Raw genomic sequence first — 13,118 nt, forward strand, 5'->3', positions numbered from 1 at the left:
TTTAAATCACCCGCCCATCTTCAATACGGACCACTCTATCTGCCATCTGGGCAATCGATTCGTCGTGAGTAATCATAATGAGAGTTTGCCCATATTTCTCTACTGATTGCTTTAGTAAAGACAATACCTCTAGTTCAGTTTTCGTATCAAGATTGCCGGTTGGCTCGTCTGCAAGAATGATTGCCGGCTCAGCAGCAATCGCTCGGGCAATCGCTACCCTTTGCTGCTGACCGCCGGACAGTGTACTTGGCAATGCTTTTTTTCTCTGATCCAATCCAATTTTTTCAAGTAGCTCATTAACAAATCCTTCATTTACCTTTCGTCCATCTAACCCCAGCGGTAATACAACATTTTCCCAGACATTTAAAGAAGGAATCAAATTATAGCTTTGAAAGATAAATCCTATTTTACGGCGGCGGAAAACTGCCAGCTCTTCATCCTTCATGGCAAACACACTTTTTCCATCAATATAGATTTCCCCAGAGTCAGGGCGGTCCAATGCTCCAATTAGATTGAGCAGAGTACTTTTCCCAGATCCGGATTTTCCAATAATTGCAACAAACTCCCCTTTTGAAACCTGTAGGTTTGTTTGATCTACCGCTTTAATCACTGTACTTCCATCATTATATTCTTTCACTAATTCATTAATTTTCAATACCATTATTATTCCCTCTTTTCGTTCTTGTTGCTTTCAGTATAGAGAAGGAATCTTGCAGTTTCATTTCAGTTTTCTTAACAGAACTGTAAGAAAGCTGTTATTCAGTCAAAGGGATTGTTAATTGTACTTTTGTGCCCTTTGGTTGTCTATTTTTAGTAAGAATCACACCGCCCTGCTCTTCGATAATCTTACGTGCTAAATACAGACCCACACCAGAACCTTCCTTTTCAAGAATCTCAGTAGCACTGCCTCGATAGAAGCGCTGATAAATAAGATTGATTTCTTCTTCTGGAATCCCTACTCCTTCATCCCGCACTTCAACCAATACATAACTAGGCAGGTAGGTTCCAATTACCTGAATTGTGGTTTCCTTCGGACTATATTTAATTGCATTTTCTAAAATATTTCCAATCGCTTCAATTGTCCATTTTCTATCCGCCATTATCTGTTGATCCTCTGTTAGCACTACTTCAATTTCTATATCCTTAGCAACAGCCTTCATAATAAGACTATTAACTACTTCTGTAATCAATTGTTGAAAGGAGTACGGCTTCATGTCCAAATCAATTAGACCTGTTTCTAAATGAGACAAATTAGCCAGCGAGTCCAGCATTAAATCCAACCTATCTACTTGGGCAACTCCTTGTGTAATAAAACGGCTGCGCTCCTCTAGCGTGAAATCTCCTGAGGCAGCAATTTCCATACTCATTTTTAGAGATGCAACTGGTGTTTTCAGCTGGTGCGCAATATCTGTAATCACTGATTTAACATGCCCGTCTTCTTTATATTTTCTTTGCAGCAATACACTATTTCGCCTGAGCTCTTCTTGAATTTGTTCGTTCAGTTCAGCCATTTCCTTTTTAATCCGCCGATTATCCTGCAGACTTTTGCACAGCAGTAACAACCAGAAAAGCACGGCAAGGACTAAAACTGACATTGTATACAATATAAAACGCCAAATACTTTTCTGCTGGCGAGTCCGCTCTAGTTGATAACCATATTTCGCAGCCAACCGCTGTCCTTCAGCAACCTTTTCTTGATTAACTGGGGCTTCAAAACCATTAATCACCGTTGCCTCATTCAGCTTTTCAACTGAAGAGAAGGTACCTAACGCATGATACATATCCAGAGCTGTCGCCCGCTTCAACGACATAAAGCCCCAAAACAGCAACAGAATAACTACTATTGTCCCAACTATAAAACTGGCTATTAGAATTTTTGGACGTCGCCGATCCATATATAGCCAACTCCTCTCACTGTCTTGATTTTCTCTTTTCCTATTTTTTGCCGTAGCCGACTGATATTTACAGAAATTGTATTGCTGTCTACATAGTCGCCTTTATTATCCCAAATTTTTTCAAGCAGCTGTTCCTGAGTCAAAATCTGTTTAGGATTTTCCATAAAATAAATCAGCATCTGCATTTCCGTCTTACTCAACTGTGTCAGCTCCGATTCTAAAAAGACCTTCATCTCAGATATATGAAGCCTAACATCTCCCGAAGACAGAATCTTGGCCCCATCATTTGAAAACCGTTTCATTAAAGTATTGACCTTAGACAATAGAACCATCAGGCTGAATGGTTTTGTAACATAATCGTCTGCTCCTTGCTCATAGCCTAAAACGATGTCATACTCTTGATTATAAGAGGTCAGCATAATAATAATCACACTGGAATACTGGCGTATTTTACGACAAAAGTCTAAACCGTTTCCATCTGGCAATGAAATATCACTTAATATCATATCTATTTCTTCCGCAGCAAATATTTGTTCTGCGCTGCGAACTGTTTTACACGGGAATACCTCATACCCCTCTTTTTCCAGACACAGGGTGATTCCCTGGTTTAAATTCAAATCATCCTCTAGCAATAAAATCTTTTTCATGTTCTTCTCCATCCCCAATTTAATTACATTCGTTATCTTAAACTATAGCAAAAAAAGGGCTGATTGGCAGTACCTATTTTAATAAAAATGAACATAAAAAAACAATTTTTCTGTTTTTTATTGTTGACAGTACTTTTTACTCCCGTCGGCACATGATTCTCATTCCTTTTCTTTAAAACACTCAATCAACACAGCTTTGCCATTTGATTTTTAACTTAAATTTATACTAAAGGGCTTGTTTTAATACCCAAAAAGGCGTTAAATATGTGAAGTATATATAGCGTACTTTATCCTTATGGTATTAACCAGCTCAACTGCATTGCTATTATTTTGTTTTTTTGATCTATCATTACTTTAATAGAAATTATTTATATTGAGGAGCTTACTATTTTATGGAACATTTTTTGCCTAATTCCGTTCTACAAATGAGCACCATTTTTTTATCGATTGTTATTGAAGCTTTTCCTTTTGTTTTGCTAGGTTGTTTGATTTCCGGAGCCATTCATGTTTTTCTGACACCCGAACGAGTAATTCGACTACTCCCCAAAAATAAAGTATTAAGCATCTTTTTGGGAAGCATTCTGGGTTTTTTCTTCCCTTCCTGCGAATGCGGGATTGTACCTATTGTTCATCAATTTTTAAAGAAAAGCGTTCCTGACTACACTGCTTTTGCTTTCATGCTGACAGCACCAATTATCAATCCGATCGTCCTGTTTTCCACCTACATTGCCTTTGGAAATTCTGTTCAGTTTGTTCTTTGGCGGGTTGCCGGTAGCTTTCTCATTGCTTTTGTGGTTGGCGGTTGGCTGGCATTTTTCAACAAGGAATCAATTCTTTCCTTTGAAGAAATATTGGAAGCACCTGACTGCTCAGTAAATGCCTCAGAAATCAACCCTAAAAAAGAGCCTCTGTTTCATAAAATGAGTCATGTACTCACCCATGGTATCGACGAATTTTTTGATACCGGACGCTACTTAGTTATTGGCGCGCTACTGGCAGCCTCCATGCAGACCTACTTACCTACTTCTGCAATTTTACAATTGGGCCATACAAAGCTGTTAGCTATCTTAGTTATGCTGTTTATCGCTTTTACCCTATCCCTGTGTTCAGAGGCTGATGCCTTTATCGGTTCTTCTCTGCTTAGTCTCTTTGGCTCAGGTCCAGTTGTCGGTTTTCTAGTCTTTGGACCGATGGTAGATATCAAAAATCTACTGATGATGAAACGCTACTTTAAACTGTCATTTATTGTTAAGCTGATTGCTTTAATCACTATTCTAACAGCATTTTATGCTTACTTTATCTAAGGAGGATTTTTCATGACTCGGTTTATTATTTTTGCCGGCTACGCTTTACTGATGATGTCATTGCAGCTTTCTGGAAAGCTAAATCAATATATCAACACTCATTACCGCTACCTAGCTATTTTATCAATGGTGCTCTCTTTATTTTTAGCAATCATTCAACTAATCTCTTGGACTAGAGAAGATAAATCTGGTTCCTATAAACAGCTACAGGATCATGAAACTGAGCATCACCATTCACTAAAGCCCTATCAACAGATTTTTGCTTATATTCTACTGGCATTGCCGTTAGTCGTTGGTTTTGTTTTTCCGACAGTTAGTCTGGATACCACAATTGTCGAAGCAAAGGGTTTTCAATTTCCTTTAAGCCAAGAGGCGACTGGAGATCCTGATATGCAGACTCAATACCTGAAACCAGATACCAGTATTTATTTTGATAAAGCTGATTACGACGAACAGATGAATCAGCTGATGGCTGAATATGCAGATAATCAGGTGCTGACCATCACAGATGAAAATTATTTAGAAATAGTCGAACTAATTTATAACTTTCCCAGTGAATTTCAGGGAAAATCTGTCTCTTACAAGGGATTTATCTTTCACTCCAATCAAGAATCAGAATCAGACACCTTTGTTTTCAGATTCGGAATTATTCATTGTGTAGCTGATGCTGGAGTCTTTGGTTTGCTGACCCGCCTTCCCGAAAATCAGGTATTAGCAAACAATGACTGGGTCGAAATTAAGGGAACCCTCTCTACTGAGTATTATCATCCCTTTCAGCGAACATTGCCTATTGTTAATGCCGTATCAGTGAAACAAATCTCAGCTCCAGAGAATCAATATGTTTACCGGTCATTTTGATCAATAAGAAACAGCCGAATTACGAAGGCAGCAAAAAATGGCGAGAACCAAGCAAATACTTATAAAGACCTGCCCATCTCTCAAAGTAGATTCCACAAATGAGACGAATTTTCTACAATTCATGCGATGATTTCTTGATTATTGCTAAGTTTGCAACAAATATGAAAGTGAGATACAATACATTCATCAGATGAGTGAGGGGTTTATTATGAAAGAGAAAAACAAAAAACTACCTGAACAAGTTGCAGACAGCATCATCGACTATATCCATGCACATAATCTTCAGGTTGGAGATCGTCTGCCAAATGAATTTGATTTAGCAAAAGAGTTGGATGTGGGGCGTAGCACCATCCGAGAAGCCGTTCGCTCCCTCGCCTCCCGAAACGTTTTGGAGGTTAAACAAGGATCTGGTACCTTCATCAGCGAAAAAAGAGGCATAGCTACTGACCCTCTCGGCTTTTCGTTGATTAAAGACAGTCTAAAGCTGACAAAGGATTTATTCGAAATTCGCTATCTTTTGGAACCGCGCGTAGCAGCATTGGCAGCTGAACATGCCAGTGAAGAAGAGATTGCAGCAATCGACTCCATACGCAAACAAATTGAAACGGTTATGAATACGGACACTGAGCTGCAGCTGCAGCTAGACATTGAGTTTCATTCGTTGATTGCTAAAGCCAGCAACAACGTAGCCATGCATCACTTAATCCCAATAATCAATGAATCTGTCCTGCTATACAACGACCATTATACAAATCAGCAGGTCAAGCAGGAAACGTTAACCATGCATAGAGAAATCGTTGAAGCTATCAAAAAGCATGATAGCAATGGCGCCTACGATGCCATGATGATTCACATGGCCTATAACCGTATGAGCTTAACTCACTTTGAATAGCTGTTAAATCCATCGAAAGAATCTGCCGAGAGGTCTGGTTCTTTTTTTATATAAAAAAGAAAGCGTTCTCTATTGACAAATCATCAGACGTATTTTATAGTTAAATCATCAGATGATTTAAAGGAGGATTTCAAATGAAATTTAGTTTCAGATGGTATGGAAATGAAGACCCCATTTCGCTTGAAAACATTGCCCAAATTCCCAATATGGAAGGAATTGTCAGCGCTGTCTATAGTGTGCCGGCTGGAGAGATTTGGCCAGAACAAGCCATTTATTCACTAAAAGAAAAGATTGAAGCACAAGGGATGATTTTTCAGGTAGTCGAAAGCGTTCCCGTACATGAAGATATTAAATTAGGACGACCTACACGAACAAAATATATTCAAAATTACCAAGAAAACATCAGACGTTTAGCCAAAGCTGGTATTACAACCATTTGCTACAATTTCATGCCGGTTTTTGACTGGACCCGAACAGACCTGAGTTATGTCAATAAAGATGGTTCAACTTCTCTCATCCTAGATACTAAAAAAATAAAGAATTTAGATCCGTTTAAAGGAGATTTTTCGTTGCCAGGATGGGATGAATCCTACAGTAAGGATCAACTGAAAGATTTATTCGATGCTTATCAGACAATTTCAGAAGCAGATTTGTGGGAAAATCTGAAATATTTTCTAGATCAGATTCTGCCTATTGCAGAAGAAGTTGGGATAAAGATGGCGATTCATCCAGATGATCCGCCCTATGCTATTTTTGGATTACCACGGATTATCACTACAGATGCTGCCTTAGACAAGCTTCTTGCGCTAAATCCCAGTCCGGCTAATGGAATTACATTTTGCACCGGTTCATTAGGTGCACGGGTGGATAACGATATCTATACCATGCTGGAAAAATATTTGAAAAAGGGGCGCGTGTACTTCATGCACACCCGTAATATCCTGCTCCATGAAAATAATAGCTTTGAAGAAACTGCCCACATGTCAAAATATGGTTCTGTTGATATGGTAAAGGTACTCTCGCTGTTGAACGACTACCACTATCAAGGCTATCTAAGACCTGATCACGGCCGCATGATTTGGGGGGAATCTGGACGTCCGGGATATGGATTATTTGATCGGGCGCTGGGAGCTAGCTACTTAAACGGAATTTGGGAAACGTTACAAGCAAAAGGAGGAAAGAAACATGGATAACCGCAACTTTATGGACCGCTTTGCAGATGTTTTAGGAAATGTCGCTACAAAAATCAACAGTCTTCGTTATATCAAAGTTATCAAAGAAGCTTTTGCTGCATTAATTCCAGTGATTATTACTGGTGCATTCGGTACCCTCTTCTCAGCGATGGTTTTCGATACCGAAAACGGACTAGCTCAGTTGAAACCGCTTCAATTTTTAGGACAGCTAAAACCGATTGCTAACAGTATCTCTTATGTTACACTTAGCTTTCTAACAATTTATGCTGTATTTTTGATAGGAATCGAGCTGGCTAAGCTAAATCAAGTTAAAGGTGTTTTCCCCGGTATCATAGCTGTTATGTCTTATCTTTCGGTGAACCCAACCACCTACGAATTTCTTTTTGAAGAAAAATCAGTAATCGCTGAAAATGTTCTTGCTAAACAATTTACTGATACAAAAGGACTTTTTTTAGGAATGTTTATTGCTATTCTTTCTATCGAACTGTACTGTTGGCTTGGAAAACAGGATAAGCTCAAAATCAAAATGCCAGATACTGTACCCACAAATGTCTCTGCCAGCTTTTCTGCTCTATTCCCTACAGTTCTAACAATTGCTATCATCGCTACCTTAGGTTTTACTGTTAAAGCGTTAACCGGCATGTATATGTATGATATTATCTATAACTTAGTTCAAAAACCTTTGGAAAACGTTGTACAAGGTTTGCCGGGCATTTTGCTGTTAATGTTTATTGCTCAGGTTTTCTGGGTTATTGGTATTCATGGAAATCAAATGGTCAAACCAGTTAGAGAACCCTTGCTATTAGCTGCTATTGCTGTTAATACGGAAGCTTTCGAAGCAGGGAAAGAAGTTCCAAACATCATCACCATGCCTTTTTGGGATATGTACATGAGCATGGGCGGTTCAGGAGTGACCATCGGACTGCTGATTGCTATATTCATGGTAGGTAAACGAGATGATATGAGGGAAATCGCTAAACTGTCTGCTGCTCCTGGTATTTTTAATATCAATGAACCTGTTATTTTTGGGATGCCGATTATGCTGAATCCGATTTTAGCTATTCCCTTTATTTTAACCCCTTTAGTGACAGGAACCATTGGTTACGTGGCAACGGCTCTCGGTTTTGCTGCAAAAGCTGTCGTGATGGTTCCATGGCCGATGCCGCCGTTGGTCAATGGTTATCTGGCTACAGCTGGAGATTTGGGTGCAGTCATCACTCAATTGATTTGTATTATTGTTTCAGTATTAATTTATCTGCCATTTGTTAAGATTTCTAATCGGCAGCAGCTTAATTTAGAAAACTAAATTCTTTCTGGAGGTAAAATAAATGATAGACATAACTATTCCTGAAAATTTTGTGATTGGAGCGGCTTCTTCTGCTTGGCAGACAGAAGGCTGGAAAGGAAAAAAAGAAAATCAGGATTCCTTTCTTGATCTCTGGTATAAAAATGAAGCATTTGTTTGGCATGATGGCTATGGACCTGACGAAGCAACTGACTTCATGACCCATTATCAAAAGGATATTGATTTAATGAAGGAAATTAAACTTACTCATTACCGAACCTCCATTAACTGGTCTCGCTTTTTTACAGATTATGAAGCACTAACTGTCGATGAAGACTATGCAGCCCATATCAATCGAGTAGTGGACGCTCTTATTGCTGCTGGTGTTGAACCAATGCTATGTCTTGAGCATTATGAAGTCCCAGGTGTTCTTTTAGAGAAATACGATGGCTGGAGCTCAAAAAAAGTTGTTGAATTATACGTTAAATATGCTGAAATTGCCTTTGAACGCTATGCTGACCGAGTGAAGCACTGGTTTACCTTTAACGAGCCAATTGTGCCTCAAACCCGCTGTTATCTTGATGCTGTTCGCTGGCCTCACGAGCAAGACTCTAAAAAATGGATGACCTGGAATTACCACAAAGCATTGGCAACTGCTAAAGCTGTTAAGCTCTTCCACGAGAAAGAGTATGCAGGACGTATCGGCTGTATTTTAAACCCAGAAATGGTTTATGCCCGTTCCAGTGCTGTCCATGACCAGAAAGCTGCTCATATGTATGACCTGTTCTTTAACAAAGTATTTTTCGACCCAATGATTTTAGGCGGATATCCTCAAGAGCTGATTGAACTATGTCAAGCGAACAATATCATGTTCCCAGCAACAAAAGAAGAGCTGAAGCTGATTAAAGAACATACAGTTGACTTCCTAGGAATCAATCAGTACTATCCTAAAAGAGTGCGGGCTCCCCGCTACCAATGGAACCCTGAAACACCCTTCCACCCAGAAATGTTTTACGAAACTTTCGACTTACCCGGAAGAAAAATGAACAACTCCCGCGGCTGGGAAATTTATCCCAAAGTAATGTACGATATGGCTATCTATCTAAAGGAGAACTACGGTGATATCCCTTGGCTGGTTACCGAAAACGGGATGGGACGTGAACAGGAAGAGCTTTATATAGATGAAGCAGGCATCGTCCAGGATGATTACAGAATAGATTTTATTTCTCAACATCTTGCCTGGCTCTTGCGTGCAGTGGCAGAAGGTGCTAACTGCGAAGGCTACATGCTTTGGGCATTTACCGATTGTGTCTCGCCAATGAACGCTTTTAAAAATCGTTATGGCCTTGTAAGAATCGAATTAAATGAAGAACGAACACGGTCTTTGAAAAAATCCGCCGGCTGGTATAAATCACTGGTTACTGAAAGGAAGCTTCATTTAACAAACAACTTAACTTAATCAGAACCTTGCGAATCGCTCTTTCTACTTTTTTACAACAGCTTCTTTCCTCGATGGAAAGAATTTGCTGGTGGATTAGGAAGAGCTTTTCCTATATCATATAATGAGGAGAATATACTACATGAATATAGAAATGATTGGTATCGGAAAAATGGGGATGGGTATCTTAAATAATCTAGCTCAGAAAAACTGCTACTCTATTCATTGTACAGACCTTGATTTAACTTTGCGGAATTCGGTTGAGCAATCTGGTGCACGCTTTTTCAACACTTTGGAAGAGCTGCTTTCCGCTAGACATGAAGAACAACGACTTGTTTGGCTAATGCTGCCAGCTGGAAAGACTACAAATCAGCTGGTTAAAGACTGCTTGACCTATTTGAAGCCAGGCGACATACTAATCGATGCTGGTAATTCGAAATATACCGATAGCCAGAAAAATTATCAACACTGCTTAAAAAAGAAGGTACATTTTTTTGATGTAGGAACATCTGGCGGGATGACTGGGGCATTAGAAGGAGCCTGTATGATGGTCGGCGGCAAAGAAAAGCATTACCAGGAGATAGCCTCGTTAATCGAAGACCTCTGCGTTCCTGAAGGTGTTCTTTATTGTGGTCCGGCCGGCAGTGGTCATTATCTGAAGATGATTCACAACGGTATTGAATACGGTATGATGCAGGCAATCGCAGAGGGTTTTGACATTTTGAATCATGCGCCCTTCGATTATGACCTTGCTAAGGTTGCTCATGTTTTCAATCACGGCTCAGTAATTAGAAGCTGGCTGATGGAATTGACAGAAAATATCTTTTTGCATCCAGAACAGTTAAATACTATCGAAGGTATCATTCCTTCTTCAGGTGAAGGTCAGTGGACGATTGAAGAAGCCCTTCGTTTGAAAATACCAGCGCCAATTATTACTCAGTCCCTTCTCTTCCGCTACTCTTCAGAGAATACCGACCGTACAACAGAAAAAGTTGTTGCGCTTCTACGAAATCAATTTGGCGGACATGCCACAATCAAGGAGGAATAAATGTGTCAGACAGCAGCGTACTAACCATCGACATCGGCACAACTGCAATTAAATTTTCCCTCTATCAGGGAAAGAATCTGATTGAAAAAAGAGAAGCTCGTATTCAAACCTATACTGGCGAAAACGGGAAAATCTACCAAAAACCTGAGGAAATTCTGACTCAGCTGAAAGCCGGTATCACAGCCTTTTCAAAGCTGGAACTGAAATCAATTGCCACAATTGCTCTAAGTACAGCCATGCACAGTCTCCTGCCGGTCTTTAAAGACGGCAGCTATGGCGAGCTGCTGCTTTGGTCAGACAGTCAGGCAGCAGCTTCAACAGCGGCCTTTAAGAAGCTGCCGTTTAGCCGGGAAGTCTATCAAAAAACCGGAACACCGATTCATTATATGTCGCCTTTTTCCAAGCTGCTTTATTTTAAACAACAAGATATTTTGCAAAATAATGTAGGTAAATGGATTGGGCTAAAGGAGCTTGTTGTTGCTTACTTTACCGGTAGCTACTGTCTTGATTACTCCACTGCCTCTGCAACGGGTCTGTTTAACAGTCTCGATCTGGATTGGGATCAGGATATCCTCAGTTACGTTTCTATCGAGCGCGAACAGTTGGCAGAGCTAATTGATACAGATGTGCTTCTGCCTATCCAATTGGAAACAAAACAACAGCTGGGATTGGCCTCAAATGTCCAGCTCTTAGCAGGTGCCAGCGATGGCTGTCTGGCGGCATATGCCGGCTATTTAAATACTGGACTAACAACCAGCATCACCTTGGGAACCAGCGGTGCTGTTAGGCAGCTAACCAACAAACGACAGCTGGATAAGAACGGGCAGACATTCTGCTACTATCTAAAAAAAGATTTATGGGTTATCGGTGGACCAAGCAATAATGGTGGCGCTGTCTTAGAATGGGTTAGCAACCTGTTCTGGGAAAATCCTACTACACTCTTTGATCACTTGAATCTGATTTTAAAAGAGACCAGTATCGGTGCTGATGGTCTGACTTTCCTCCCCTTTATCAATGGCGAACGTGCCCCTTTCTGGAATTCCTTTTTCAAAGGTTCCTTTCAAAATATTACTATGACACACAACAGGAAGCATTTTGTTCGAGCAGCAGCCGAGGGCATATTGCTAAATTTGCGGATGATTATGGACGCAAACCAAATTGAGGAGGATGCGGTTTCTATTAACGGCGGTGCTTTTCGCCATGAAGAATTAGCAAAACTAGCGGGTGCCATTTTCGGCAAAGACTGTCTACTTTCAACTAACAATGAGCCAGGCTTTGGTCTACTTAGTTTAGCGAAACAAACATTCACTGCCGTTCCTTCTACTTCGTTTCAGCGCATCAAAAAAAATAATGAGTTAGCTTCTGCCTATCAGGACATCTATGAGAATTTCTTAACTAAAATTGAGCAGTATAAACTTCAACAACAAGAAAATTGAACAGTCCTCAACTATCTGAAATTCCCAAGATAGTTGAGGCTTTTTCTGTCGTTTTTCAAAAGGACATTTACAGTCTTAGAAAAATAGAGGATAATTAACGTTAGACCATAAGATTCAAAAATGTCTCAATCCAAAAATTCTAAACAAGTCCAACTATTCGAAATCATCGGAGGAAAATCTAAATGGGGTTATTTGATAAATTTAAAAAGAAAAAAGCTGGAGCTTCTAAGCAATCAGTCGAAGCTGTTGAAAATCCACAGCTGCTGGCACGGTGGGAAAATTACCTTGCTGATACGACTGATGAACACCTTAATCAATTCTATGAAGAAGTATGTACTCGGGCAGTTTTTCTATTACTCGCTGCACCATTGGATACGAAGCTTGCAAACGGAACCAATGTGCTAAAAGAAAAGACCAGCATTGTGTTTCCTTTACTAGAAAATGCCAATAATGAGCATTACTATCCTGCCTTTACTGACTGGAAGGCTGTTAGTCATTGGAAGCAGGCTCCATCAAACAATGCTTTTGTCTTTTCTTTTGATGACCTTGCTTCAATGATTATAGGCAATCCGACTATCACTGGCCTGTCCATTAATCCATTTAATGAAAATATTGTCTTATCCAAACAGCTTATTCAGCATTTAAAAATGAGAAAAGACATTCTGGAAACTGGACATTCGGAAATAAAAGTAACCGAAGATACTGCCGTTCAGTTGGGGCAGCCGGAGCCTTATCCAACTGAATTAGTCCGTCAACTAGACAACTTCTTTAACAAGCAGACAACGGTGAACCGTGCTTGGATTCAATTAATGAAGAAAGAAGCTGAAACCAGCTATCTATTAATTGTTGACTTCGAAGGAGATAAAAACAAGCTATTTCCTGTCATTGCAGAAATCACAACGCCTTATCTTAATGGCTTGTATATCGATATGATTCCCTATACTTCTGAGGAAGGCTTTGTAAAAAATGCCACTCTGAATCTGGCTCCTTTCTATTCACGAAATAACTAGTCTGCAATTTTATCAAAGATCAAATAAATAAAGTGCAAATGCTACTTAATTCTCAATAAAATATCACTAGTGTTGCAAAGAAAAATTAATGGCTAAACATGCTTCAGACCAA

Annotated in this window: 12 protein-coding genes; 9 read left to right on the plus strand and 3 right to left on the minus strand. The window is 39.7% G+C overall.

The features are described 5' to 3' along the window. Position 1 precedes the first annotated feature (1 nt). From ACYSNQ_RS07360 to ACYSNQ_RS07370, 3 genes are all read right to left on the minus strand, one after another. Positions 2–661, minus strand: coding sequence for an ABC transporter ATP-binding protein (locus tag ACYSNQ_RS07360; RefSeq protein WP_426082250.1), 660 nt, complete (start codon positions 659–661; stop codon positions 2–4). Between the two features lie 94 nt (positions 662–755). Continuing rightward, the gene (locus ACYSNQ_RS07365) at positions 756–1,895 is read right to left on the minus strand and encodes a sensor histidine kinase (RefSeq protein ID WP_426082251.1); all 1,140 of its coding nucleotides are present in this window, start codon (positions 1,893–1,895) and stop codon (positions 756–758) included. Continuing rightward, positions 1,868–2,542 (minus strand): response regulator transcription factor, encoded by a 675-nt coding sequence (locus ACYSNQ_RS07370; protein ID WP_426082252.1) that lies wholly within the window; start codon positions 2,540–2,542, stop codon positions 1,868–1,870. Before ACYSNQ_RS07370 ends, ACYSNQ_RS07365 begins: the two co-directional genes overlap by 28 nt. A 392-nt stretch (positions 2,543–2,934) precedes the next feature. Here ACYSNQ_RS07370 and ACYSNQ_RS07375 point away from each other — a divergent pair, with 392 nt between their 5' ends. The 9 genes from ACYSNQ_RS07375 (at position 2,935) to ACYSNQ_RS07415 (ending at position 13,006) form a co-directional block, all read left to right on the plus strand. Next, positions 2,935–3,846, plus strand: coding sequence for a permease (locus ACYSNQ_RS07375; protein ID WP_426082253.1), 912 nt, complete (start codon positions 2,935–2,937; stop codon positions 3,844–3,846). Positions 3,847–3,858: 12 nt separating this feature from the next. Beyond that, positions 3,859–4,704 (plus strand): TIGR03943 family putative permease subunit, encoded by an 846-nt coding sequence (locus tag ACYSNQ_RS07380; RefSeq protein WP_426082254.1) that lies wholly within the window; start codon positions 3,859–3,861, stop codon positions 4,702–4,704. A 208-nt stretch (positions 4,705–4,912) separates the two neighbouring features. Continuing rightward, complete coding sequence (locus ACYSNQ_RS07385) at positions 4,913–5,596, plus strand: FadR/GntR family transcriptional regulator (protein WP_426082255.1); 684 nt, start codon at positions 4,913–4,915, stop codon at positions 5,594–5,596. 134 nt (positions 5,597–5,730) lie between these two features. Further along, entirely contained in the window at positions 5,731–6,789 is a 1,059-nt protein-coding gene (gene uxuA / locus ACYSNQ_RS07390) for a mannonate dehydratase (protein WP_426082256.1), read from the plus strand. Further along, positions 6,782–8,095 (plus strand): PTS sugar transporter subunit IIC, encoded by a 1,314-nt coding sequence (locus ACYSNQ_RS07395; protein ID WP_426082258.1) that lies wholly within the window; start codon positions 6,782–6,784, stop codon positions 8,093–8,095. Before uxuA ends, ACYSNQ_RS07395 begins: the two co-directional genes overlap by 8 nt. Before the next feature lie 25 nt (positions 8,096–8,120). Beyond that, positions 8,121–9,533: a glycoside hydrolase family 1 protein gene (locus ACYSNQ_RS07400; protein WP_426082307.1), complete on the plus strand. Its 1,413-nt coding sequence runs from the start codon at positions 8,121–8,123 to the stop codon at positions 9,531–9,533. A gap of 121 nt (positions 9,534–9,654) precedes the next feature. Next, on the plus strand, positions 9,655–10,560 hold the full coding sequence (gene gnd / locus ACYSNQ_RS07405) for a phosphogluconate dehydrogenase (NAD(+)-dependent, decarboxylating) (RefSeq protein ID WP_426082259.1): 906 nt from the start codon (positions 9,655–9,657) through the stop codon (positions 10,558–10,560). A 2-nt stretch (positions 10,561–10,562) separates the two neighbouring features. Further along, the gene (locus ACYSNQ_RS07410; RefSeq protein WP_426082260.1) at positions 10,563–11,996 is read left to right on the plus strand and encodes a gluconokinase; all 1,434 of its coding nucleotides are present in this window, start codon (positions 10,563–10,565) and stop codon (positions 11,994–11,996) included. Positions 11,997–12,178: 182 nt separating this feature from the next. Beyond that, positions 12,179–13,006 (plus strand): enhanced serine sensitivity protein SseB, encoded by an 828-nt coding sequence (locus tag ACYSNQ_RS07415; protein WP_426082262.1) that lies wholly within the window; start codon positions 12,179–12,181, stop codon positions 13,004–13,006. The last annotated feature ends 112 nt before the right edge of the window (positions 13,007–13,118 follow it).

It is taken from the genome of Enterococcus sp. LJL51 (genome assembly GCF_054871795.1).